Source organism: Bacillota bacterium, from assembly GCA_023511835.1.
GTDB lineage: Bacteria > Bacillota > Sulfobacillia > JAIMAT01 > JAIMAT01 > JAIMAT01.
The window spans coordinates 1-23466 of sequence record JAIMAT010000008.1 but is presented as its reverse complement, the minus strand read 5'-3'; the positions used below and the strand labels follow the sequence as shown (position 1 = coordinate 23466).

Below are 23466 nucleotides of genomic sequence, written 5' to 3'. Positions count from 1 at the left end.
CATCCTCCCCGTGGAGGAGGTGGACCGGTGTCGAAGCCGGCCGAGCGGGAGCACGTGGAACAGCACTTCACGGGCGGCGCCTGGATCCGCGATATCATCCTGGGCATGTCCGACGGCCTCACCGTTCCCTTCGCCCTGGCCGCCGGAATCTCCGGCGCGGTGACGCAGAACTTCCTCATCATCGTCGCCGGCTTCGCCGAGCTGGTCGCCGGCGCCATCAGCATGGGGCTGGGCGGCTACCTGGCGGCGCGGAGCGAGCTGGACACCTACCGGAACGAGCTGGCCCGCGAGCGGCGCGAGGTGGTGGAGCTGCCGGAGGTGGAGCGCCAGGAGGTGCGCGAGATCTTCGAGCGCTACGGGTTGCGCGGCGCCACGCTGGAACAGGCGGTGGGGGCCATCGCCTCCGATCACGAGGCCTGGGTCCGCTTCATGATGCGCGAGGAGCTGGGCCTGGAGGAGCCGGAGCCGGCGCGCGCCCTCCGTTCGGGGCTGACCATCGGCGCCAGCTACGTGGCGGGCGGCATTATCCCGCTGGCGCCCTACCTGCTGCCGCTGCCGGTGCCGAGGGCGCTTCTCCTCTCGGCGGTCGTCACCCTGGCCGCGCTCCTCCTCTTCGGCTGGCTCAAAGGAAGCGTCACCGGCGTGGCGCCCGGGCGCTCGGCGCTGCAGACGGCGCTGGTGGGCGGCATCGCGGCCGCACTGGCCTACGCCCTCGCGCGTGCCATCTCCGCCTTCGGCTGAGTTCCCCTCTGTGCGGCGAGCCCATCACGCTCCACCCTTCCGGGAATACTAGGCCGCGGCATTCGAAGTGCCGCCCGGAAGGCTTCCCAGTCCGTGCCGACCGGGCCGGAGGGGAGTGGAAGCCGTGATGGACAAGATCCGTCGACACGCCCTAGGGGTGCTCGTGCTCCTCGTCTCGGGCGCGCTGGTCAGCTCGGCCTGCGCCGGCCCGGGCGGGACCGCCCGCCGTTCCACCCCGGGACCGACCGGCACGAGCCGGGCCCAGCTCACCCCGGGCGCCACCGTGGGCGTCTCCGTGCTGCCGGCCAGCCTCTTCGACCCCAGCGCGCTCGCCCGTCCCGTGGCCTGGGCCACGCTGGTGAAGGGCAACCCCAAGCTGGCGGGCTACGTGGCCCAGCCCAGCAACGACCCGCGCGCCGCCCGCGTCTACACGCCCAGGAAGGACATCGCGGCCCTTCAGTTCCTGGTCGACCGCGCCGGCAACGTCGTCGGCATCCGGGCGCGCATGCCGGCCTCGGCCGGGCAGCAGCCCTGGTTCGACCCCGGCACCACGGCCGGGGCGGGCGGCAAGAGCTGGGTGACGCAGACGCTCTACCTGGTGCCGACGGCCGGCACCGCGGCAGGCGCCGCCGCCACCACCCCGGCGACGCCCGGCACCACCGCCACCACGCCGCCGGCCACCTCGCCGGGGACCTCCACCACGCCCGCCAACCGCGGGGCCACGCGCACCGCCCCGGCGACGCCCGGCGGCGCCATGCCGGGAACGCCGCCCCCGCCGGGCGCGCCGGGAACGGCCTGGCCCAACACGGCCGGCAACGCCCCGGTGGCCACCACCGGCGCCGCCTACGGCCTGGCCAACCTCGCGACGCTGACGCGCTACAATCCCCGGCTCGGCACGCTGCAGAAGATGGGCCCCTTCGTGCCGGGCATGGGCCAGCACTACGGCCACCCCGGGCCGGGCATCGTACTGATGACGGATAAGGCGGGGCATGTGGTGGCGGTGGCGGGGAACTTCCCCACCGACCAGACCGGGAACGGCTGGCAGGGCTTCTACGACCAGGAGCCCAGCATGCCGGCTTACGACCCCACCCAGGGCCGCTTCCTCTGGTCGCAGCACGTCTACTTCGTCGACCCCTCGGTCATCCGCTGAAAGGCGGCCGGGCCCCCGCCGCCGCCCGCGCCCCTTCCCGGGGCGCGGGCCCGCCGGCGCGGGGCCACCGCTGCCCCACCCGGCGTCCGGCGCCGTTCCGGTCTAGCCGACGAAGAAGAGATCGAGCTGCGGGAAGCGGCTCGCCAGCTCCTCCCGCAGCCGGCGGGACTCCGGCCGCTCCAGCTCCGGATCCCTCTCCAGAAGGCGCTCGCTCTCGATCCGGGCCAGCTCCAGCAGCTCGCGGTCACCCACGGGGTCGGCCACGTGCAGCTGGGGCAGGCCATGCTGCCGCTTCCCGAGAAAGTCGCCCGGCCCGCGCAGCTCCAGGTCGGCCTCCGCCAGCGCGAAGCCGTCCTCCGTGCGCGCCAGCCGCTCGAGCCGCTCCCGTCCCGGGCCGTCCTCCCTCGAAGCGACCAGGAGGCACTCGGACGCGAAGGGGCCGCGCCCGACCCGCCCCCGCAGCTGGTGGAGCTGGGCCAGTCCGAAGCTCTCCGCCGCCTCCACCAGGATGGCGGTCGCCTCGGGCACGTCCACCCCCACCTCCACCACCGTGGTGGCCACCAGCACCCGCACCTCGCCGCGCGCGAAGGCCTCCATCACCGCCGCCTTCTCGCGGACCGGCAGGCGGCCGTGGAGCAGGCCTACCCGCCAGTCCGGATGCCTCCGCGCCAGTTCGCGCGCCACCGCCACCGCGCCGGGCAGCGCCTCGCCGGACACCGCCTCCTCCGCCTCGTCGCCCCCTTCCTCCCCCTCCTCTCCGCCGACCCGCGGGCAGACGACGTAGGCGCGGTGACCGGCGCGCAGGTGCTCCCCCAGCCGCCGGTAGGCGGCCTCCCGCCCTTCCGGCGGGAAGAGGCGCGTCTCGATCCGGCCCCGCCCCTGGGGCAGGCCGCGCAGCAGCGAGAGGTCGAGGTCGCCGTAGAGGGTGAGGGCCAAGGTGCGCGGGATGGGCGTGGCGGTCATCACCAGCACGTCCGGGCGCACACCCATGTGCGCGGCCTTCCGCTGCAGGGCGGCCCGCTGCTCCACGCCGAAGCGGTGCTGTTCGTCGATGACCACCGAGCCCAGGCGCGCGAAACGGACGTCGGGCTGGAGGAGGGCGTGCGTCCCGACCACCACCGGCAGGCTGCCGTCGGCCAGCCGGTCGAGAAGCTCCTGCCGCTCCCCCGGCGCCATGCCGCCCCGCAGCAGGCCCGTCTCCACGCCCAGCGCGCGGAAGCGGGGGGCCAGGCCGAGCCAGTGCTGCTCGGCCAGGATCTCGGTCGGGGCCATCAGCGCCGCCTGGTAGCCGGAGTCCACGCTCTTCAGCAGCGTCATGGCCGCCAGTACGGTCTTCCCCGAGCCGACGTCGCCCTGCAGGAGCCGGTTCATGCTGAGCGGCCCCTCCATGTCGGCCTCGATCTCGCGCCAGGCGGACTCCTGGCCGTCCGTCAGCCGGTAGGGCAGGGAGTCGCGGAAGCGGCGCAGGCGCTCGCCGTCCGGCGCGTGGCGGACGCCCGGCAGTCCCTGCCGAGCACGGCGGCGCAGGAGGCCGAGCGCCAGCTCCAGCAGCCAGAGCTCCTCGAAGGCCAGGCTGCGCCGGCCCAGCTCCGCCTCCTCCGGCGAGCGCGGCGCGTGCACGGCCCGCCACGCCTCCCCCGTCGGCAGAAGCCCGAGGCGCCTCCGGCTCGCCTCGGGCACGAGGCCGGCGACTCCTTCCCGCCCCTCCAGCGCCCGCCGGCAGGCCCGGCGCAGGAAGCCCTGCGACAGCCCCCGCCCCGCGGGGTAGACGGGCACCAGACGGCCCACGCGCCCCTCCGCTTCACCCGGCTCCTCCACCTCCGGGCTCTGCATCAGCCAGCGCCCCTGGAACTCTTCCACGCGGCCATAGGCCGCCAGCGGCCGGCCCGCGGCCAGCTGCCTTTCGCGGTAGGGCTGGTTGAACCAGCGCAGGACGAGGCTTCCGCTGGCGTCCCGCAGGACGGCGTCCACCAGCTCCAGGCCGCGCCGGGCCTGCCAGCGCCGCACGGCCACCACCGTCCCGGCCACCAGCTGTTCCGAGCCGGCCTGCAGGCGGGCGATGGGCACCGGCCGGCGCCAGTCTTCGTAACGCAGGGGAAGGTGGGCGAGCAGGTCGCCCACGGTCCGGATCTGGAGACGCGCCAGCGCCGCGGCCTGGCGCCCGCCCACGCCGCGAAGCCGGGTGACCGGCTCCGCCAGGTCCGGCACGGCTGCCGCCGGCCCGACCCCCTCCGGTCCGGCGGGCGCTTTCCCCGGGGCCCCGGCCACCGGCGCCCCCAGCCGGCGCAGGAGCGCCGCCGCCAGCTCCCGCCGCCCTTCGGGGGAGGCCGCGCCGTAGGCGCGCAGAACCTCCCTGGCCTCCGCCAGCCAGGCGGTCCCGGGCTCCTCCGGGCCCCCACCCCCCGGCGGCGCGAGCATCGGCTCCAACCGCCGGCGCGCGTACGCCTCCAGGCCGCCGACCACCGTCCGGTCGCGGAAGCCGTCCCTGCTCTCCTGGCGCAGGATGGCCCGCAGCTCGCGGGCCACCTGCTCGACCGCCGACTCCGCCATGATTCCCCGGCCGACGCGCCGCCTACTCGACGGCCACCAGGAAGGGGTAGAAGGGCTGGTCGCCCCTCTCCAGCCGGACCTCGCACCCCGGCTTCAGGCTCTCCAACCGCTCCGCCAGCTGGCGGGCGCCGACCTCTTCCACGCCGTCGCCGTAGATGAGCGTCACCGCCCGCGCCTCCTCCCCGGCCAGGCGCTCCACCAGGGCGACCACCGCCTCCTCCAGGCCGGGGCCGGCGTGGACCAGCTCCTCGCCGCGCAGCGCCAGGAAATCCCCCTCCCGCACGCGTACCCCGTCCAGCACCGCGTCGCGGGCCGCCCGCGTCACCATCCCCGTGCGCACCTCCGCCAGCACGTCCTTCATCCGCGCCGCCTCGGCCTCCAGGTCGCGCCCGGGGGCGAAGCTCATCAACACCGCCATCCCCTGGGCCATGTCGCGCGTGGGCACGACCTCCACGCGCCGCCCCGCCAGGCGCGCGGCCTGCTGGGCGGCCAGGAAGATGTTGGCGTGGTTGGGCAGGAGGATGACGCCCTCGCCGGGCACCTGTCGCAGGGCGGACAGGATCTCTTCCGTGCTGGGGTTCATGGAGGGCCCGCCGCGGACCAGCGCGCTCGCGCCCAGCGAGCGGTAGAGATGCTCCATCCCGTCGCCCTGGACGACGGCCACCACCGCCACCCGGGGCGCCTCGGCCGAAACGGCGGGAGCGGGGGCGAGGCCGTTCTCGCGCGCATAGGCCTCCCCCTGCAGGCGCAGGTTGACCACGCTGACATCGCGCAGCTCGCCCCGCGCCACCGCCCAGCTGAGCACGCGTCCCGGATCGGCGGTGTGGATGTGGACGCGCGCCAGCCGGTCGCCCTCCACCACCACGAGGCTGGAGCCCATCCCGGCCAGCTCCCGGCGCCAGCCGGCGAAGTCGGGTGCGACGGCCGGCACGAGAAAGAACTCCGTCTCGTACGGCTCCTTCAGGCTCTCCAGCGCCTCCTCCCGGTAGCCGGCCGGCGGCGCTGCGGGCTCCGGCACCGCCGCCGGTACCACCGCGGGCCCTGCCGCGGAGGGAAGCCCGGTCTCGCTCGGGCGCCCGGTACCCATCCGCTCCGCGGCGCCCTCCAGGAGGTAGACGAGCCCCTGGCCGCCCGAGTCGACCACTCCCGCCCGCGCCAGCACCTCCAGCTGGCGCGGCGTCTCCGCCAACGCCTCCCGGGCGGCGGCCAGCGCCTCGCGCAGCACGCCCGCCAGGCCCGCGCCGCCCCCCGCCGCGGCCACGGCGGCCTCTGCCGCCCGCCGCGCCACGGTCAGGATGGTCCCTTCCACCGGCTTCATGACGGCCCTGTAGGCGGTCTCCACCCCGCGCTCCATGGCGGCCGCCACCTCGCTGGCGCCCGCCCGCTCGCGGCCCCGGAGCGCCTCCGCGAAACCGCGCAACAGCTGGGAGAGGATGACCCCCGAGTTGCCCCGGGCGCCCATCAGCGCGCCCTGGGCGAGCGCGCGCGCCACTTCGCCCAGCGCCGGGCCGGCGCGATGCGCCTCGCGCAAGGCTCCCTGCACGGTCTGGCTCATGTTGTTGCCGGTGTCCCCGTCGGGCACGGGGAAGACGTTGAGGGCGTTCACCTCGGCCTCGTGCAGCGCCAGCCGTTCCGCCGCGGCCTCGGCCGCGGCCAGCAGCGCGGGCCCGTCCAACTCGCGCAGTTCCAACTCCATCCCCCCGCGGCTCAGCGGCGGCCCCTGGCGCCGCGGCCCTGACCGTCCAGCCGGATCCCCGCCACCTCCACGGTCACCTGGTCCACCTTCAGCCCGGTCGCCTGCTCCACGCCGTAGCGGATCTGCTCGCGCGCGTTCTGGGCGACTTCGGAGATGCGGGTGCCGTAGCCGACGACGATGGCCACCTCGATGGCCAAGTGCTTCTCGTCCAGGCGGACGGTGACGCCGCGGCCGGGATTGCCGATGCCCAGGACGCCCGCCAGCCCCTCGAGCCCCCGGCTGGCCAGCCCGGTGACGCCGTAGCAGCGCTCCAGCGCGTGCGCAGCCAGCGCCGCCACCACCTCTTCGCTGATGCTGACCGTGCCCAGTCCGGTCTCCAACTCGCGGCCCATCCGCCACCACCCCGCCCGCACCGGCTCCGCCGCGCGCCCCCCGCACGACGCAGAAATGATAGCATAGCCCGGGTGCGTCATCCGGCCGCCCCGCGGGGCGCGGGGCGGCGGTTGCGCCCGCCGCGGGCGGATGCTAGCATGCCTCTGCCCACTTCATCTCGCGGGGGAAGGGATCCCAGTGGCCCGACGCTGCGATATCTGCGGTCGCGAAGTCGCCTTCGGCCATGCCGTCAGCCATTCCAACCGGAAGAGCAACCGCCTCTGGCGGCCCAACCTGCAGACGGTGCGCGTGGAGAGAGCGGAGGGCCGGCGCCGCCTGCGCGTCTGCACCCGCTGCCTCCGCTCGGGACGCGTGGCGCGAGCGGTCTAGCCGCCCGCAGCGGCGGCCTGCGCCGCCAGGCGGGCCAGCTCCTCCCGGGTGAAGGTGTAGCGGGCGTTGCAGAAGTGGCAGCGCACCTCGGCGCGCCCCTCCGCCTCCATCCCCCGCAGTTCGTCCTCTCCCAGCGCCAGCAGCGCGGCCTCCACGCGCTCCCGCGAGCAGCTGCAGCGGAAGCGCAGCGGCAGCGGCTCGCCCTCGATCCGCCAGGACCATCCCCGCAGCGCCTCGGCCGCCAGCTCCCGCGGACCCGCGCCGGCCTCCACCAGCCGGCTGATGCTTCCGATCCGCTCCAGGTTGGCCTCGACATCGGCGCCCAGCTCGTCCAGCGCGCCGGGCAGCACCTCCACCAGCAACCCGCCGGCGGCGCGCACTTCGCCACCCGGTCCGACCAGGACGCCCACCCCCACCGCGGCGGGCCGCTGCGCGGAGCGGCGCAGGAATTCGCTGACGTCGTCGCCCACCTCGCCGCTGGCCAATGGCACCGAACCCGTGTAGGGACGCCCCCGCTCGGGCTGGTAGGTCACGTACAGGAAGCCCTGCCGGCCCACGGCGCCTCCCACGTCCAGCTTGCCGGCCGCGTTGAGCGGCAGGTCCACGTGCGGTTCGCCCACGTAGCCGCGCAGGCGCCCGTCCGCCTCTCCCACGGCCACCGCGCCGCCCAGCGGCCCATCCCCCGCCAGCCGGACGGTGACCGAACCGTGCTTGGCGTCCGCCGCCAGAAAGGCGGTGGCCGTCAGGAGGCGGCCCAGGGCCGCCGTGGCCGTGGGCCAGGTGTCGTGACGGCGGGCGGCCTCGTCGACGACCGCCGAGGTGTCGGCGGCCATCACCCGTAGCCGCCCGTCAGCTCCCACCGCGCGCACCAGGCTGGATGGACGCACCCTCGACCCCCGCTCCGCTTCCGGCCGGCCGCGCCCTCCCGCTCCGCCCGCTCAGCCCGCCAGGCGTCGCAGGATGGGCCGCAACCAGGCCGGCAGCCGGATGATGATGAACCGCATTCCGGGCCACCCCCTTCGCCCGGGCCGCCTGCCCGGGCGAACTCCACTCTATGTGGCCGCACCGCCCGGGGGTGCCGCCTGGAGCCGCCTTCCGCTCCGCCGCACGCGCGTCAGTCGCGCGCGCGCAGCCGCCGCTTCCAGCCGCCCCGCTCCAGGACCACGTCCATCACGTCGTCATAGGTGATGATGCCCTGCAGCCTGCCCTCGTCGTCGACCACCGGGAGCGCGAGGAAGTCGTAGTGCGCCATCACGTCCACCACGCGCTCCTCGTCCGCCTCCAGCGGCACCGAGATGACGCGCCGGTGCATCACGGCGCCCAGCGGCCGGTCGGGCGGGGCGACGATCAGGTCGCGCAACGTCAGCGTGCCCACCAGGCGCCCGTCCTCCGCCACCACGTAGAGGTAGTAGATGGTCTCGGCGTCGGGCGCGAGGACGCGGAGGCGGTCGATGGCTTCCTGGGCGGTCAGGCGCTCCGGAAAGGCGATGAAGTCGGTGGTCATCAGGCCGCCGGCGGAGTGCGGCCCGTAGCGCATCAGGCGCTCCACGTCCGAGCGCTGGGCCTTCTCCATGCCGCCCACGATGGCCTCCTGGTCGTCGCGCGGCAGCTCGGCCAGCACGTCGGCGGCGTCGTCGGGCGCCATGCGCTCCAAGAGGTCCGAGGCCAGCTCCTTGGGCAGCCGCTCCAGGATGGCGCGCCGCAGCGGCGCCTCCTCGATGCGCGAGACCACTTCGGCCGCGTCGCGCAGGTCGAGGGAGCGGAGGAGCGCCACCTGCTCCTCCGGGTCGAGGTCGGGCAGGAGCGAGGCCAGGTCGGCGGGATGGTAGCCGCGCAGCTTGTTCCAGGCGATGGAGAGCTTGAGCGGCGAGGCCGGCGAGCCCAGAGGCTCCACCAGCGCCCAGGGGATCACCCGCTCGCGCGGGTGGAAGCCCAGCCGCCGCAGCAGACCGACCAGCCCTCCCAGTCCCAGCCGTTGCAGGAAGCCGGTCCAGCCGACGTCGACGGCCACGATGCGCAACGCCTCGCCCGCCCAGGCCACCTGCACGTCGTTGACGCGCACCACCTTGTGGCCCATGATGTCGATCACCTGCTTGTCCAGCACGTCCAGTCCCAGGCGGATGGTGCGCGTCTCGGGCAGAAAGAGGCGGATGGAGCGCTGGGGCGAGCGGACGACCAGGCGGCCGTCGGCCTCCGGGAGGAGCTGGCCGCTGGGCACCCAGAAGGCGTCGCCCCTCCGGCCGCGCAGGATGAAGCCGCGCGCCAGCGGGTTGGACTGTCCGGCCTGGATGACCACGTCTTCCAGCCGGCCCAGCACCACCGAGCCCTCCGACTCCTGGGCGTAGACGCGGCTGCCCAGCAGCCGGCTCAGGTAGAGCATCCCGTCCCCCCCTCTCCCGGCGCCGGCGCCTCCCGGCCCGCGCTTCGCAGCCCCGCCGCCCGCTCCGCGATCTCCGCCAGACGGCGCAGGGCGGCCGCGGGATCCTCCGCCCCGGCCACCGCCGCACCCGCCACCAGCACCTCGGCCCCCGCCGCCACCGCCTCGGCCGCCACCGCCTCGCCGATCCCGCCGTCCACCGCCAGCTCGCCCGCCCATCCCGCCGGCGCCTCGCCGGCCAGCCGGCGGAGCTTCTCCAGCGCCAGCGCCAGGAAGCGCTGCCCGCCCCATCCCGGGTTGACGCTCATCACCAGCACCTGGTCGACGAGCGGCCAGAGCCAGCGGACGACCTCGGTGCCCGTCGCCGGGTTGAGCGCCAGCCCGGTGCGGAAGCCCTGCTCGCGCGCGCCCGCCAGGAGGCGGTGCAGGTGGCGGCTGCTCTCGGCGTGGACCACCACCGTCGCCGGCTGCGCCGGCCGCAACGCCTCCAGCAGGGCCTCGGGCTCCTCCACCATCAGGTGGACGTCGAAGGGCAGCCGCGTGTGGCGGCGCAGCGCCGTCACCACCGGCGGCCCGAAGGTCAGGTTGGGCACGAAGTGCCCGTCCATCACGTCCAGGTGGAGACGGCGCGCCCCGGCGCCCTCCATGCGCCGCGCGAAGGCGGCCAGGTCGGAGAGGTCGGCGGAGAGCACCGAAGGCGCCACGATCGGCATGTGCACTCCTCCTCGGCGACGGGCGCCCGCGGCGCCCTCCTTCAGCGTCTCCCGGCCGCCTGCCGGACCTCCTCCAGGAGCGCCCGGTAGCGCGCATAGCGGCCGGCGTCGATCTCGCCCCGCGCCACCGCCTCGCGGACCGCGCAGCCCGGCTCGTCCTGGTGCAGGCAGTCGCGGAAGCGGCAGGAGCCTCCCGCACGAGCCAGCTCGGGAAAGGCGTCGCGCACCTCCCGCGGGTCCTCCAGCCCCGCCGGTTCCAGGCGGACGAAGCCGGGAGTGTCGGCCACCCAGCCGCCGTCCGGGAGCGGCAGCAGCTCCACGTGACGCGTGGTGTGCATGCCGCGCTCGGCGCGGCTGAGCGTTCCCGTACGCAGGCGCGCGCCGGGCAGGAGGGCGTTGAGCAGGCTGGACTTCCCCACCCCGCTGGCGCCCGCCAGCACCGTCAGGCCGCCCGCCAGCAGCGCACGCAGCTCCTCCAGGCCGGTCCCGTCCAGCGCGGCGGTCAGGAGGACGGGGTAGCCCGCCTTCCGGTAGGGCTCGAGAAAGCGCCGGGCCTCCTCGAGGAGCCCGGGCTGCCCCGCGATGCGGTCCACCTTGTTCAGCACCAACGCCGCCGGGATCCCGCGGCGCTCCGCCTCCAGCAGCGCCCGGTCCACCAGTTCCGGCACGATCTCGGGCTCGCGCCAGGAGGCCACCACCAGCAGCCGGTCGACGTTGGCCACGGGCGGGCGATCGAGCCGGTTCCGGCGCGGGAGGATCCGTTCGATGCGCGCGGTGCCGTCGGGCGCCGGCAGTACCTCCACCATGTCCCCGGCCAGGGGTGCTCCCTCCCCCTCCCGCCGGAGGCGGCCGCGGGGCCGCGCCGCCAGGACGCCCTCTTCCGTCTGCACCTCGTACCACTGGTTGAGGACCTTGACGACCCGCCCGGTCCGGCTCAAGGCGCTCCTCCCTTCAGGAGATCCCCGTCGGGCGGGTTGACCAGCTGACCGTCCTCGTAGACCTTCAGCCTGGCGTCGCCGCTCCCCCAGCAGGCGTCCACCTGGAAGGTGTCGCCCGGGAGATGCGTCGCCTGGTAGATCGTCCGCGTACCCGCGGCGTCGGTCAAGTCGACCCGCACCTGGACCGGCTGGCTGCCCTGCCCGGGGACGGTCAGCGTAGGCTGCGCCTGGTTGACGCAGCCGCGGCTGATCACCAGGTCGACGGCGCTGCCCGGCGCCACCATCTGGCCGGCGGCGGGCGAGGTGGAGACCACCGTCCCCGCCGGATAGCCCGCCAGCTGGTAGGTCATCTTCCCCGGGACCAGCTGCTGCGCCCGCAGCTGGCTGAGCGCGTCGTCCACCCCCAGCCCGACCAGGGCCGGAACCGCCACCTGGTTGACGCTCGGCCCCTGGCTGACGGTCAGCGTGACCGTGGCCCCCTGGCCCAGCGAGGAGCCCGGAGCGGGCGACTGGTCGATGACGTAGCCGGCGGCCACGGAGTCGCTGTACTCCTGGACCACCTGCACTTTCAGCCCCCGTGCCTGGAGGAGCGTCTGGGCCGTCTGCTGGGGCATGTTGGTCACCGCGGGCACCGTCACCTGCTCCGGTCCCTGGGAGACGACCACGCGCACCGGCTGTCCGGCCTTGACCGACTCGCCCGGGGCCGGCTCCTGGGAGATGACCACGTTGGCCGGGTACCGTTGACTGTAGCGCTGGTCGGCAACGCTCAGCGTCAGGCGCGAGTCCTGCAGGGCCCGCGTCGCCTCGCTCAGGGTGAGCCCCACCACCCTGGGCACGCGGACGGTGGGCACGTCGAACCAGTGCGCCAGTGCCCACGCGCCGTAGCCCGCCGCCCCCAGCAGCAGGAGGAGGCCGGCCAGCGCCCAGAGCCACGGGCGGTGCCGCCCCTCCCGTTCCGGGCGCTCGCCGGCGGCGGCATCCACCCCGTCGCGCCTCCCCCGGCCGGCGGCCGCCGCCAGGGCGAGCGTCGGCTCGTCCTGCGCGCCCCCGTCGAGCGTCTCCTCCTCCCCGGCATACAGCAGCGGACGGCCCGCCAGAAAGGCGCGCAGGTCCTCCGCCATGGCGGCCGCGCCCGGGTAGCGGCGGCCCGGCTGGCGCGCCATGGCCTTGCGCACCACCCGCGCCAGCGCCTCCGGAACCTGGGGCGCCAGCGCGGCGAGGTCGGGCGGTTCTTCCTGGAAGCGCTTGAGCGCCACCTCCACCGGACTCTCGCCGTCGTAGGGCAGCTCCCCGCTCAGCAGCTGGAAGAGAAGGACGCCCACCGAGTAGAGGTCGGAGCGCCCGTCGAGAGGGCTGCCGCGCGCCTGTTCCGGGGAGATGTAGTGCGCCGAGCCCAGGATGGCCCCGGTGGGCACCAGCGTCGCCTGGCTGACCGCGCGGGCGATGCCGAAGTCGGCCACCTTCACCCGCTCGTCGCGCGTCAGGAGGATGTTGTCCGGCTTGATGTCGCGGTGGATGACACCGTGGCGATGCGCCTCCTCCAGGGCGTCCAGGATCTGGGCGGCGATGCGCGCCGCCCGCGCGGGCGCCAGCGCCCCCTCCTGGTCGAGCAGCTGGCGGAGGCTGCGACCCTCCACGTACTCCATCACGATGTAGTGGAGCTCTCCGTCGTCGCCCACGTCGTAAACGTTGACGATGTTGGGGTGGGAGAGCATGGCCGCGGCCTGCGCTTCGCGGCGAAAACGGCGTACGAACTCGGGGTCGGTGGCGTACTGCTCGCGCAGGACCTTGACGGCCACCGGGCGGGAGAGGAGGCGGTCCAGCCCCTTGTAGACGACGGCCATGCCGCCGCCGCCCACGCGGTGAAGGATCTCGTAGCGACCGCCCAGCAGGCGTCCGATCACCCCAGACCACCCGAGGCCAGACCCGCCTCGCGGTCGCCTTCGGTCCCGGCCTCCAGCTCGGCCACCAGGACCGTCACGTTGTCGGGAGCCCCGCCGCGGTTGGCGGCCTCCACCAGGCGTTGCGCCGGGCGGTCGCCGCCCTGCGCCAGCAGCTCCACCACCTGCTCCAGGCTGAGCGCCGCCGTCAGGCCGTCGGTGGCCAGTAGCAGCCGGTCTCCCGGCTCCAGCCGGAGCCCCACGACATCGACCTCCACCTCGGGCGCGGTGCCCACCGCGCGGGTGAGAATATGCCGTTCGGGGAGGCGCTCGGCCTCCTCCTCGCTCAGGGCGCCGCGCTCCACCAGCGCCCGCACCAGCGAGTGGTCGGAGGTCAGCTGACGCAGGCTGCCGCCCCGCCAGAGGTAGGCCCGGCTGTCGCCCACGTGGGCCACGGTCAGCTCGCCGGCCTCCACCAGCGCCGCCGTCAGGGTGGTGCCCATGCCGCTCCAGTCGGGCCGGCGCTGGGCCGCCTGCCAGACCGCCTCGTTGGCCCGGTGGAAGGCCGCCTCCAGCCTCTGGCGGCGGAGCGCGCCCGGACCGGCGTCGCCCAGCGCCTCGGCCAGCGCCTGCAGGGCCAGGCGGCTGGCCACATCGCCGGCCTGGTGGCCGCCCAGCCCGTCGGCCACCGCCAGGAGCTCCGCCGCGCCCAGGCGCCGCCAGAGCCAGGCGTCCTCGTTGCGTACGCGTACTCGCCCCACGTCGCTGGCGGCATCGACCCGCATCCCCGCTCCCCCTCCCGCGGCCCCCGCGCCGGCCTCGTCCCCCGTCCCCGGCGTCGTCTGCCGCCTGCTACTCGCCCAGCCGCACCAGCGGCCGCGCCGCCGCCTCCACCTCGCGCCGGCGCAGCTGGCCGCAGGCCGCGTCGATGCGGCGCCCCAGGGAGCGGCGCACCGTCACCTCCACCCCCGCCCGCTCCAGCACCTGCCGGAAGGCCTCGATGCGCTCCGGTGGCGAGCTGGCCAAGCCCCTCCCCGACTCGTTGAGCGGGATCAGGTTGACGTGGTTGGGCAGCCCGCGCAGGAGGCCGGCCAGCTCGCGGGCATGCTCGGCCGCGTCGTTCACCCCGTCGATCATCACGTACTCGAAGGTGGGGCGCCGTCCGGTCCGCGCCGCGTACAGCCGGACGGCCTCCATCAGGCGGGCGATGGGGTAGCGGTTGTTCATCGGCACCAGCCGCCGCCGGAGTTCGTCGTTGGGGGCGTGGAGCGAGACGGCCAGCGTGACGGGGAGCCCTTCCTCCGCCAGCCGCTCGATGGCCGGCGCCACCCCCGAGGTGGAGACCGTCATGCGCCGGTACGAGATGGCCAGCCCCTCCGGCTCGTGCGCCAGGCGCAGGAAGCGGACCGTCTCGGCGTAGTTCTCCAGCGGCTCGCCCATCCCCATCAGCACCAGCCGGCTCAGGCGCTCCCCCCGGGGCAGCAGCTCGCGCTGGATGGCCAACGCCTGCTCCGCCATCTCGGCCGCCGTCAGGTCGCGCCGCTTCCCGCCCAGGGTGGAGGCGCAGAAGCGGCAGCCCACGTTGCAGCCCACCTGCGTGGAGATGCAGGCGCTGAAACCGTAACGATAGCGCATGCGGACCGTCTCCACCAGCTCGCCGTCGGCGAGCCGGAGAAGGAGCTTGACCGTCCCGTCCTCCGGGTCGGCCTGGCGGCGGACCACTTCCGCCGGCTCCAGCGGGATCCGAGCCTTGAGGCTCGCCCGCCAGGCGGCGGGCAGGTCGGTCATGGCCTCGAAGTCGGTGACGGCGCGCCCCTGGATCCAGCGCAGCAGCTGCCGCCCGCGGTAGGCCGGCTGGCCCTCGCCCAGCGCGAAGGCCTCCATCGCCTCGCGGTCGAACCCGCGCAGGTCGGGCGGTCCGCCCGCTACCCGCTCGCTCCCCGCCATCGCTCACGCCTCCCTGGCCAGGCGGGCGATGTAGTGCCCGTCCAGCCCGTCGCGCTGCGGGAGCAGCTGGATCTCGCCCTCCCGCTCCACCCGCCCCGCCAGTCGCTCCGGCAGCCAGGGCGCCAGCGCCTCCCGCCGGAAGGTTGGCCAGCGGCGCAGAAACGCCTCGACGGTGGCCGCGTTCTCCTCCGGTTCGAGTGTACACGTGGAGTAGACCAGCGTCCCACCCGGGCGTACCAGCGGCGCCACGCCGTCCAGGATCTGGGCCTGGAGGCGCGCGGCCGCCGCCACGTCCCCGGGCCGCTTCCTCCAGCGGGCCTCGGGGCGGCGGTTGAGGACGCCGGTGCCGGTGCAGGGCGCGTCCACCAGCACGCGGTCGAAAGAGCCCGGCTCCAGCCGCGCGGCGAGCCGGCGGGCGTCTTCGGCCAGCAGGCGGATCGAGCGGAGACCCAGGCGGCGCGCGTTCTCCTTCACCCGCCGGAGCCGCCCCGCGTCCACGTCGACGGCCAGCACCAGCCCGCGGTCGCCGGTCTGCTCGGCCAGGTGGGTGCTCTTGCCGCCCGGCGCCGCGGCCACGTCCAGGATCCGCTCGCCGGGCTTGGCGCCCACGCTCAGGCCGATCAGGAAGGAGGCCTCCGACTGGACCTGGTACCAGCCCTCCGACCAGCCGGGGAGCTCGGCCGGGGAGCCCCCTCGCAGGCGGATCACCTGCGCGCCCGTCAGCCCCGGCTCCGCCTCCAGGCCGGCCGCCCGCAGTCTCTCCAGCGCCTCCTCGGGGCGGGCGCGGAGGCGGTTGACGCGCACCGTCAAGGGCGGTGGCTCGTTCATGTAGCGCATCAGCCGCTCCGCCTCCCCGCTCCCGTAGCGTTCCACCCAGCGGCGGGCCAGCCAGTCCGGGAAGGAGTGGCGGATCGCCAGCGCCTCCGCCTCCGCTCCCTCCGGCAGGCTCCACTCCTCCCGGCGGCGCAGCGCCTGGCGCAACACGGCGTTGGCGTAGCCCACTCCGGCTTTCCCGCCCGCCGCCCGCAGCGCCTCCAGCGTCTCGTAGACCGCCGCGTGCTCCGGGACGGAGGTCTCGCTCAGCTGGAAGAGCGCCAGGCGGAGGGCCCAGCGGACCTCCGGCTGGAGAAGGCGGAGGGGCCGGCGCGAAAAGCGTTCCAGCAGGTAGTCGAGGCGGCGCATCAGCCGCACCGTCCCGTAGAGGAGCTCGGTGGCCAGGTGGCGGTCGGCCGCGGAGAGTCCGCCCGCCGCGGCCAGCTCCGCCTCCAGCGCCTCCCTGGCCCGCTGCCCGCGTTCCACAGCCAGACAGGCGCCGAGCGCCACCCGCCGCGCGCCCGCCGCTCCGCCCGCCCGCCCCGGAGGCTTCTCAGGCAAGTCGCTCCCCCGGCTCGACCGGGTTGCCACGGAGAAAATCACCCACGGACATGCGCCGCCGCCCCGCCGGTTGCACCTCCAGGAGGCGGACGCGCTCCTGCCCCTCCGGGCCGCAGGCGACCACCAGCGAACGGGCGTCCACCGCCACCACCCGGCCCGGCTCGGCCGCGGTCGCGGGGGGCTCGGGGCCGGGCAGGGCCTGCGCGCGGAAAACCTTCAGTCGCTCGCCGCGGTGGAGCGTGTAGGCGCCGGGTCGCGGGCTGAGAGCGCGGATCTGGTCGACCAGCGCCGCCGCCGGCCGGCTCCACTCCAGGCGCTCCTCCTCGGGGCGGATCTTGGGCGCGTAGCTGGCCTCCGCCTCCTCCTGCGGCCGTCCCTCCACGCTCTCCCCCGTGGCCATGCGGTGGAGCACCTCGATGAGCAGCTCGGCGCCCGCCGCCGCCAGCTTGGCCCCCAGCGAGCCGGCATCGTCCTCCTCGTCGATCGGTATGCGCCGCTGCGCCAGCACCTCGCCCGCGTCCACCCGCTCCGCCATGCGAATGATGCTGACCCCCGTCTCCCTCTCACCCGCCATCAGGGCGCGCTCGACGGGCGCGGGGCCGCGGTAGCGCGGCAGGAGCGAGGGATGGACGTTGAGCGCGGCCACCGCCGGCACGGCCAGCACCTCCGGCGGCAGGACGAAGCCGTAGGCAGCGGTGACCAGGACGTCCGGGCGCAGCCGGCGGAGCTCCTCCACGAAGGCGGGGTCCCGCGGGCTCTCCGGCTCCAGGATGGTCAGGCCGTACTCCTGCGCCTGGCGCTTAACTGGCGAGGGGAGGATCGCCTGGCCGCGACCCCGCCGCCGGTCGGGCTGCGTCACCACGCCGGCCAGCTTGAAGCCATGGCGGGCAAGACGCCGGAGCACCGTCACCCCGAATTCGGGCGTGCCCATGAAGACCAGTCGGTAGGCGGTCTCCGGCGGCAGGCGGACCACGTGCTCCGCCTTGTCCACGTAGAGAATCCCGTCCAGATGGTCCAGCTCGTGCTGGAAGGCCCGCGCCTTGAAGTCGTCGGCGTCCACCCAGATGCGCCGCCCCTCGCGGTCAAGGCCGGTGACGCGCACGTGGCGCGCCCGCGTCACCTCGCCCACGTAGCCGGGGACGCTCAGGCAGCCCTCGTACCCCGTCTGCTCCCCCTCGCTCTTGAGCAGCTCGGGGTTGATCATCTCGATCAGCCCGTCGCCCACGTCGACCACGATGACGCGCAGGTCGACCCCGATCTGCGGCGCCGCCAGCCCGACGCCGTCGGCGTCGTACATGGTGGCGGCCATGTCGTCCAGCAGCCTGGCGATCTGGCGCGTGATGCGCCGCACCGGGCGCGCCTTGCGACGCACCTCGGGGCGGCTGCTGTCCAGGATGGGCCGCACGCTCCCCGGCCGGCGGCGCTCGCCGCGCGCCGCCGGCGCCTCCTTGTTGGCCTGCTCGCGCTCGCTCTCCATGCCCTGCCCGTCCCTCTCCTTCCCCGGCGCCGGGGGATCCCTCCGATCCGACCCCGTGCCCGCCTTCTAGAGCAGCGATACCGGGTCGACGTCCACCACCAGGCGGGCCGCCGGCAGCTCGCGACCGGCCCGCGCCGCCGCCGCCAGCGCCGCGTCCCTGAGCGGACCGACGCGCTCGCCGCCCAGCAGGAGATGCCAGCGGCTCTGCCCTTTCAGCCTGCCCAGGGGAGCCTCGCTGGGCCCCACCAGCCGCGCCCCCGCCGGCCGCCGCCGGGCCAGCTCCTCCGCCGCCAAGCGGGCCGCCCGCTCCGCCTCGGCGGGCGAGGGGGCCAGAGCCAGCAGCCGGACCAGTCGGCGATAGGGCGGATAGCCCAGCTCGCGGCGGATGGGCAGCTCCACCCGGGCGAAAGCGTCCGGGTCCATGCGCAGCGCCGCCTGGATCGCGTAGTGCTCGGGGGCGTAGCTCTGGACCAGCACCCGCCCCGGCCTCCCGCCCCGCCCCGCCCGCCCCGCCGCCTGGGTGAGCAGCTGGAACGTACGCTCGGCGGCGCGGAAGTCGGGCAGGTTGAGCGCCGTGTCGGCGTTGACGATTCCCACCAGGGTGACGCCGCCCACGTCCCAGCCCTTGGCCACCATCTGCGTCCCCACCAGCACGTCCGCCTCCCCGCGCAGGAAGCGCCGGTAGATGGCCTCGTGCGCCCCCTTGCGCGCCGTGCTGTCGGCGTCCATGCGCAGGACCCGTGCCGCCGGCCAGCGGCGGGCCAGCTCCTCCTCCACGCGCTGCGTGCCCGAGCCGTGGTAGCCCAGCGCGCTTCCTCCGCAGGCGGGGCAGCGGGCGGGCGGCCGCTCCGCCCAGCCGCAGTAGTGGCAGCGGAGCAGCCCCTGGTCGGCGTGGTAGGCCAGGGAGACCGCGCACTGGGGGCAGCGGAGCACATGGCCGCACTCCCGGCAGAGGACGAACGTGTGGAAACCGCGGCGGTTGAGGAAGAGCACCGCCTGCTCGCGCCGGGCCAGCACCTCGTCCAGCGCCTCGGCCAGCGCCCGGCTGAAGAGCGAGCGGTTCCCCTCGGCCAGCTCGCGCCGCATGTCCACCGCCTCGGCCAGCGGCAGCGGCCGGCCCCCCACCCGCTGGGGCAGCCGCAGCCGCCGGTAGCGGCCCTGTTCCGCCTCGGCCAGCGACTCCAGCGCCGGCGTGGCGCTGCCCAGCAGCACCGGGCAGCCCGCGCGCCGCGCCCGCTCCAGCGCCACCGAGCGGGCGTGGTAGCGGGGCGTCTCCTCCTGTTTGTAGCTGGCTTCCTGCTCCTCGTCCACCACGATCAGGCCGAGGCGCTGGCAGGGGGCGAAGACGGCCGAGCGCGCCCCCACCACCACCGCCGCCTCGCCGCGCCGCACCCGCCACCAGGCGTCGTAGCGCTCGCCCTCGCCCAGCCCGCTGTGGAAGACGGCCACGCGGTCGCCGAAGCGCGCCCGGAAGCGCGCCACCGTCTGCGGCGTGAGGGCGATCTCGGGCACGAGCACGATGGCCTGGCGTCCCGCCGCCAGCACCGCCTCCAGGGCGCGCAGGTAGACTTCGGTCTTGCCGCTTCCCGTCACCCCCTGCAGGAGGAAGACGGCATGGGCGGAGGCCTCCACCGCGCGCCGGATCTCCGCCACCGCCTCCTCCTGAAAGGGGTTGAGCACCGGCCTGCGGTCGGGTTCGGGCGGCTCCGTCCACGCAGCCCGCTCCCGCTCCCGCCGTTCCACGGCCAACAGGCCCGCCCGCACCATCGCCCGCAGCGTGGCGGCGCCGACGCCCGCGGCCCGCTCCAGGTCGCGCCGCCGCCACGGCCCCGGCGAGCGGCGGAGGAGCTCGGCCACGCGCCGGCGCGCCGGCGCCCGAACGCCGCCCGCGCCCTGCGCCCACTTGCCGGAGAGGAGGGCGGGCGTCGCCGCCAGCAGCTCCTCGGTCCGCGGCCGCACGCGGTCGCCGCGCAGGCCGGCGGGCAGCATCACGCGCAGCGCCTGCACCAGCGTCGAACCGTAGGCACGGGCGCACCAGCGCGCCAGCTCCAGCGCCTCCGGCGTCAGGGCCGGCATGGGGTCCAGCACCTCGGCGATGGGCCGGACGCGTTCGGGAGGCAGTGAGGGCTCCGCCCGCAGCTCGACGACGAACCCCTCGCGCCGGCCGCGGCCGAAGGGGACGCGGACGCGCCAGCCGGGCTGCAGGCGGCCGATCCATTCGGAGGGGATCCAGTAGTCGTAGAGGCGGTCGGTGGCGGCCGCGGCGATGTCGACGGCGACGGCCGCCGCCCGCGGCGCCTCGCCCGCCCCGGGGTTCACTCGGTCCCGTTCACCTCGTAGGTCACCTTGCTCTGGGCGATCTCCTTCAGGGCGACCACCACGGGTTTCGAACCCTGCTTGGCCACCGCCGGCGCGGCCCCCTCCAGGAGCTGGCGCGCCCTCTGGGCGGCCACGTTGACCACGGCGTACTTGCGCGGCATGGCCGCCAGCACCTCTTCCAGCGTCGGGTCGAGACGGCTTTCCATGCGGATTCACTCCCTCCCCAGCGGCGGCGACGGCGCCGGCGAGCGCGCCTCGCCCGGCTCCCGCCCGGGCAGCGGCTCGCCGCCGGCCAGGCGCCGCCAGGCGCGGCAGTGCTCGGCCTGGCGGATCACCTCCAGCAGCTCCGCCGCCCTCTCCACCTCGTCGTTGACCACGGCGTAGTCGTACTCGCCCATGTAGCTCAGCTCGCGGGCCGCGCTGGCCAGCCGGATCTCCCGCGCCTCCGGTCCCTCGGTCCCCCGCCGGAGCATGCGCCGGCGCAGCTCCTCGAAGGAGGGCGGGAGGATGAAGACGAAGACCGCCTCGGGATAGGCGGCCTTCAGGCTCATCGCCCCCTGCACGTCCTTCTCCACCACGACGTCCACGCCCTGGCCCAGCCACTCCTCCATGGGGAGGCGCGGCGTGCCGTACGCGTGGTCGTAGACGCGCGCCCACTCCACCAGCTCGCCCGACCGCCGCCTGGCCTCGAAGGCGCTCTCCTCCAGGAAGACGTAGTCGACGCCCGGCAGCTCCCCCACCCGCGGGGCGCGCGTGGTGACCGAGGGCGCGAAGCGGACCTCCGGGTGGCGCGCCAGCCAGGCCTTGCGCACCGAGCCCTTGCCCGCGCCGCTGGGGCCCGAGAGGACCATGAGCAGCCCCGGGAAGCGGGGCCTGGCGGCACTCTCCAGCGGACCGGCTGCGGCGCTCACGACTCCTGCTCCACCTCCGCGATCTCCTCCGCCGCCGGGCTGGCCGCCGCCTCGCGCTCGACTCCGCCCTCGTGGGTCAGCATGCGGTGGGCCACCGTCTCCGGCTGGATGGCCGAGAGCACCACGTGCTCGCTGTCGGTGATGATCACCGCCCGCGTCCGCCGCCCGTAGGTGGCGTCGATGAGCCGCCCGGCGTCCCGCGCTTCGGCCACCATCCGCTTGATCGGCGCCGACTCGGGGCTGACGATGGCGATCACGCGGTTGGCCGAGATGATGTTGCCGAAGCCGATGTTGATCAGCTTGAGCTCCACCGCACCTCTCCCCTTCGATGCCAGAATGATACGTCCGGCCGGGCGGCCGATCCAGCCGCCGCTACGGCCGCACGGAGAGCGTGCGGCTCCCCTCCAGCGCCTCGGGCAGGAGACGCTCCCAGTCGATGCGCGCCTCGGCCTCCTCCACCTCCTCCGCCCGCGGCCGCGTGGCGGGGTGAGCGGGGACGAAGAGCGTGCAGCAGTCGGCGTAGGGCAGGATGGACGTCTCGTAGGTGCCGATCCGCCGCGCCTCCTCCACGATGGCGCTCTTGTCCATGGTGATCAGCGGGCGGAGGACGGGGAGCGTGGTCACCCGGTTGATCACCGCCAGGCTCTCCAGCGTCTGGCTGGCCACCTGGCCCACGTTCTCCCCGGTCACCGTGGCCAGCGCGCCGCGCCGCCTGGCCAGTGCCTCGGCCAGGCGGAACATGGCCCGGCGCATGAGGATGACGCCCAGCTCCGCCGGGGCCTCGCGGTAGATGGCCGTCTGGATCTCGGTGAAGTGGACCAGGTGGACGGTCAGCCCGCCGCTCCAGCCGGCCAGGATCCGCGCCAGCTCCAGCACCTTCTCCTGCGCGCGCTCGCTGGTGTACGGGAAGCTCTCGAAGTGGACGGGCTCGATCTCGATCCCCCTGCGCATGGCCATCCAGCCGGCCACGGGGCTGTCGATGCCGCCGGAGAGAAGGAGCATGGCGCGGCCGCTGGAACCCAGCGGCAGCCCGCCGGGCCCCGGAACCGTCAGGGCGAAGGCGTAGGCCTCCCGCTCCCGCACCTCCACCTGCACCCGCACGTCCGGCCTGTGGACGTCCACGCCCAGCTCGGGGTGGGCCGCGTGGAGGAAGCCGCCCAGGCGCGCGTTCATCTCCAGCGAGCCCAGCGGGAAGCGCTTGTCCACCCGGCGCGCCTCCACCTTGAAGGTCCGCGCCGGCCGCCCCGAGGAGGCGGCCGCGGCCAGCGCCTCCTCCAGCGCCGCCAGCGCCGCGGCCTCGATCCGCTCCGGCTCCGGCGGGACGCCCCAGACCGGGCTGAGCGAGACGACGCCGAAGACGCGGCTGAGGGCGCGCTCCACGGCGGTGCGCTCCGCCTCCGCCGGCGGCGGCGCCACCAGCAGGCGGCCGTTCCGCCAGGAGACCTCCAGGGCGGGGAAGCCGGCGCGCTCCAGCGCCTCCTCGACGCGGCGGCGCAGCTGGCGTTCGAAGGCCGGCCGGTTCTTCCCCTTGAGGCCGATCTCGCCGTAGCGCAGGAGAAGCAGGCGGCGGCCGCCGGGGAGGCCGCCGGCGACCGGGCCGCCAGGCGCCGCAGAGGGGTCGTGAAGCCGCCCGCTCACCTCCGCACCCCCCCGGCGCGCCGGAGGTCCTCCAGCGCCCGGCGGAAAGCCTCCGCGGCGGCGTCCACTTCCTCGGCCCGGGTCGCCCAGGGCGAGAGGCTGATGCGCACCGCCCCCTCGGCGCGAGGCCGCTCCAGGCCCGCGGCCAGCAGGACGTGGCTGGGCTCGGGGCGGCGGGCGGTGCAGGCGGAGCCGGTGGAGACGAAGACGCCCTCGCGTTCCAGGGCGTGCATCACCGTCTCCCCGCGCAGGCCGGGGAAGCTGATGTTGAGGATGTGGGGGGCGGCGCCCTCGAGTCGGTGGCCGTCGCTGGCGTCGCGCGGGCCGTTGAGCTGTCCGCCCAGCCTCTCCAGCTGCTCCGCCAGGCGCCGCCTCCAGGAAGCCAGGCGCGGCACCGCCTCCTCGCGCTCGGCCTCCGCCAGCCCGGCCACCCGCGCGAAGGCCACGATGCCCGGCGTGTTCTCGGTCCCCGAGCGCAGGCCCCGCTCCTGGCCGCCCCCCAGCAGGAGCGGCTCCACGCGCGCCTCGCGCGCCAGCCAGAGCGCGCCCACGCCCTTGGGGCCGCCCAGCTTGTGGGCGCTGAGCGCCATGGAGGTCACCCCCCAGGCCCGCGGCCGCAGGAGGAGCTTTCCCGGCGCCTGGACCGCGTCCACGTGGAAGAGCGGGCGGCGCGCCGGCGCCAGGTGGCCGAAACGGCCGGCCAGGAGGGCGCCGACGCGGTCGACGGGCTGGACCGTGCCCAGCTCGTTGTTGACCAGCATCACGGCGACCACGGCCACGTCCTCGCCCAGCATCTCCTCCAGCCGCTCGAGGCGGACGCGCCCCTCCCGGTCGACGGGGATCCGCTCCACCTGCCAGCCCTCCCGCGCCAGCCGGGCGGCCGGCTCCAGGACGGCTTCGTGCTCGACGGCGCTGACCAGGATGCGCCGCCCCCAGCCGCGCCGGGCGGCGGCCCCGCCCAGCAGCGCCAGGTTGTCGGCCTCGGTGGCGCCG

21 protein-coding genes are annotated in these 23466 nt (G+C 75.4%); 3 read left to right on the top strand and 18 right to left on the bottom strand.

Going from position 1 to position 23466, the window contains the following annotated elements; all coding sequences use genetic code 11:
* The first annotated feature begins 27 nt into the window (after positions 1–27).
* Together K6U79_02915 and K6U79_02910 are read left to right on the top strand one after the other, a co-directional pair.
* Positions 28–741, top strand: coding sequence for a VIT1/CCC1 transporter family protein (locus tag K6U79_02915; GenBank protein ID MCL6521308.1), 714 nt, complete (start codon positions 28–30; stop codon positions 739–741).
* A 124-nt stretch (positions 742–865) separates the two neighbouring features.
* A complete protein-coding gene (locus K6U79_02910; protein ID MCL6521307.1) occupies positions 866–1891 on the top strand; it encodes a hypothetical protein in 1026 nt (341 codons plus the stop codon).
* A gap of 102 nt (positions 1892–1993) precedes the next feature.
* On the opposite strand, the gene recG is transcribed toward K6U79_02910, so the two are convergent.
* The 3 genes from recG to K6U79_02895 are packed head-to-tail and all read right to left on the bottom strand — an operon-like array spanning position 1994 to position 6529.
* Positions 1994–4441, bottom strand: a complete 2448-nt coding sequence (gene recG / locus K6U79_02905; GenBank protein MCL6521306.1) for an ATP-dependent DNA helicase RecG — start codon at positions 4439–4441, stop codon at positions 1994–1996.
* Between the two features lie 22 nt (positions 4442–4463).
* Positions 4464–6137: a DAK2 domain-containing protein gene (locus K6U79_02900; protein MCL6521305.1), complete on the bottom strand. Its 1674-nt coding sequence runs from the start codon at positions 6135–6137 to the stop codon at positions 4464–4466.
* Between the two features lie 11 nt (positions 6138–6148).
* A complete protein-coding gene (locus K6U79_02895) occupies positions 6149–6529 on the bottom strand; it encodes an Asp23/Gls24 family envelope stress response protein (GenBank protein ID MCL6521304.1) in 381 nt (126 codons plus the stop codon).
* Positions 6530–6707: 178 nt separating this feature from the next.
* On the opposite strand from K6U79_02895, the gene rpmB reads away from it, so the two are divergent.
* Positions 6708–6899: a 50S ribosomal protein L28 gene (gene rpmB, locus K6U79_02890; protein ID MCL6521303.1), complete on the top strand. Its 192-nt coding sequence runs from the start codon at positions 6708–6710 to the stop codon at positions 6897–6899.
* Here the strand turns inward: rpmB and hslO are convergent.
* The 15 genes from hslO to K6U79_02815 all read right to left on the bottom strand — a co-directional run.
* On the bottom strand, positions 6896–7732 hold the full coding sequence (gene hslO, locus K6U79_02885) for an Hsp33 family molecular chaperone HslO (GenBank protein ID MCL6521302.1): 837 nt from the start codon (positions 7730–7732) through the stop codon (positions 6896–6898). The two genes, rpmB and hslO, sit on opposite strands and share 4 nt — an antisense overlap.
* 281 nt (positions 7733–8013) lie before the next feature.
* Positions 8014–9279 carry a CBS domain-containing protein gene (locus tag K6U79_02880; GenBank protein ID MCL6521301.1) on the bottom strand — a complete coding sequence of 422 codons (1266 nt, stop codon included), beginning with the start codon at positions 9277–9279 and terminating at the stop codon, positions 8014–8016.
* Complete coding sequence (gene rpe, locus K6U79_02875; protein ID MCL6521300.1) at positions 9267–9989, bottom strand: ribulose-phosphate 3-epimerase; 723 nt, start codon at positions 9987–9989, stop codon at positions 9267–9269. The genes K6U79_02880 and rpe overlap by 13 nt, the downstream gene beginning before the upstream one ends.
* A gap of 41 nt (positions 9990–10030) precedes the next feature.
* Positions 10031–10927 carry a ribosome small subunit-dependent GTPase A gene (gene rsgA, locus K6U79_02870; protein ID MCL6521299.1) on the bottom strand — a complete coding sequence of 299 codons (897 nt, stop codon included), beginning with the start codon at positions 10925–10927 and terminating at the stop codon, positions 10031–10033.
* Complete coding sequence (gene pknB / locus K6U79_02865; protein MCL6521298.1) at positions 10924–12831, bottom strand: Stk1 family PASTA domain-containing Ser/Thr kinase; 1908 nt, start codon at positions 12829–12831, stop codon at positions 10924–10926. The genes rsgA and pknB overlap by 4 nt, the downstream gene beginning before the upstream one ends.
* Positions 12828–13592, bottom strand: a complete 765-nt coding sequence (locus K6U79_02860) for a Stp1/IreP family PP2C-type Ser/Thr phosphatase (protein ID MCL6521297.1) — start codon at positions 13590–13592, stop codon at positions 12828–12830. Before K6U79_02860 ends, pknB begins: the two co-directional genes overlap by 4 nt.
* Before the next feature lie 67 nt (positions 13593–13659).
* The gene (rlmN, locus tag K6U79_02855; protein MCL6521296.1) at positions 13660–14754 is read right to left on the bottom strand and encodes a 23S rRNA (adenine(2503)-C(2))-methyltransferase RlmN; all 1095 of its coding nucleotides are present in this window, start codon (positions 14752–14754) and stop codon (positions 13660–13662) included.
* 3 nt (positions 14755–14757) lie between these two features.
* A complete protein-coding gene (rsmB, locus tag K6U79_02850) occupies positions 14758–16128 on the bottom strand; it encodes a 16S rRNA (cytosine(967)-C(5))-methyltransferase RsmB (GenBank protein ID MCL6521295.1) in 1371 nt (456 codons plus the stop codon).
* Complete coding sequence (gene fmt / locus K6U79_02845) at positions 16121–17605, bottom strand: methionyl-tRNA formyltransferase (GenBank protein MCL6521294.1); 1485 nt, start codon at positions 17603–17605, stop codon at positions 16121–16123. The genes rsmB and fmt overlap by 8 nt, the downstream gene beginning before the upstream one ends.
* A gap of 66 nt (positions 17606–17671) precedes the next feature.
* Positions 17672–19924 (bottom strand): primosomal protein N', encoded by a 2253-nt coding sequence (gene priA, locus K6U79_02840; protein MCL6521293.1) that lies wholly within the window; start codon positions 19922–19924, stop codon positions 17672–17674.
* The gene (rpoZ, locus tag K6U79_02835) at positions 19921–20130 is read right to left on the bottom strand and encodes a DNA-directed RNA polymerase subunit omega (GenBank protein ID MCL6521292.1); all 210 of its coding nucleotides are present in this window, start codon (positions 20128–20130) and stop codon (positions 19921–19923) included. The genes priA and rpoZ overlap by 4 nt, the downstream gene beginning before the upstream one ends.
* A gap of 6 nt (positions 20131–20136) precedes the next feature.
* Positions 20137–20775 carry a guanylate kinase gene (gene gmk / locus K6U79_02830; protein ID MCL6521291.1) on the bottom strand — a complete coding sequence of 213 codons (639 nt, stop codon included), beginning with the start codon at positions 20773–20775 and terminating at the stop codon, positions 20137–20139.
* 56 nt (positions 20776–20831) lie between these two features.
* A complete protein-coding gene (locus tag K6U79_02825) occupies positions 20832–21146 on the bottom strand; it encodes a DUF370 domain-containing protein (protein MCL6521290.1) in 315 nt (104 codons plus the stop codon).
* A gap of 61 nt (positions 21147–21207) precedes the next feature.
* On the bottom strand, positions 21208–22398 hold the full coding sequence (gene thiI / locus K6U79_02820) for a tRNA 4-thiouridine(8) synthase ThiI (protein ID MCL6521289.1): 1191 nt from the start codon (positions 22396–22398) through the stop codon (positions 21208–21210).
* A 71-nt stretch (positions 22399–22469) separates the two neighbouring features.
* Positions 22470–23466 (bottom strand): cysteine desulfurase (locus K6U79_02815; GenBank protein ID MCL6521288.1); only part of this gene is annotated, 997 nt, incomplete at its 5' end.

Excerpts from the sequence above, each read along its gene's own strand:
- rlmN (MCL6521296.1), bottom strand. The coding sequence starts at position 14,754 with ATGGCGGGGAGCGAGCGGGTAGCGGGCGGACCGCCCGACCTGCGCGGG.
- gmk (MCL6521291.1), bottom strand. The coding sequence starts at position 20,775 with ATGGTCCTCTCGGGCCCCAGCGGCGCGGGCAAGGGCTCGGTGCGCAAG.
- hslO (MCL6521302.1), bottom strand. The coding sequence starts at position 7,732 with ATGGCCGCCGACACCTCGGCGGTCGTCGACGAGGCCGCCCGCCGTCAC.
- rpe (MCL6521300.1), bottom strand. The coding sequence starts at position 9,989 with ATGCCGATCGTGGCGCCTTCGGTGCTCTCCGCCGACCTCTCCGACCTG.
- K6U79_02900 (MCL6521305.1), bottom strand. The coding sequence starts at position 6,137 with ATGGAGTTGGAACTGCGCGAGTTGGACGGGCCCGCGCTGCTGGCCGCG.
- K6U79_02895 (MCL6521304.1), bottom strand. The coding sequence starts at position 6,529 with ATGGGCCGCGAGTTGGAGACCGGACTGGGCACGGTCAGCATCAGCGAA.
- K6U79_02860 (MCL6521297.1), bottom strand. The coding sequence starts at position 13,592 with ATGCGGGTCGATGCCGCCAGCGACGTGGGGCGAGTACGCGTACGCAAC.
- K6U79_02880 (MCL6521301.1), bottom strand. The coding sequence starts at position 9,279 with ATGCTCTACCTGAGCCGGCTGCTGGGCAGCCGCGTCTACGCCCAGGAG.
- fmt (MCL6521294.1), bottom strand. The coding sequence starts at position 17,605 with ATGGAGAGCGAGCGCGAGCAGGCCAACAAGGAGGCGCCGGCGGCGCGC.
- rpoZ (MCL6521292.1), bottom strand. The coding sequence starts at position 20,130 with ATGGAAAGCCGTCTCGACCCGACGCTGGAAGAGGTGCTGGCGGCCATG.
- recG (MCL6521306.1), bottom strand. The coding sequence starts at position 4,441 with ATGGCGGAGTCGGCGGTCGAGCAGGTGGCCCGCGAGCTGCGGGCCATC.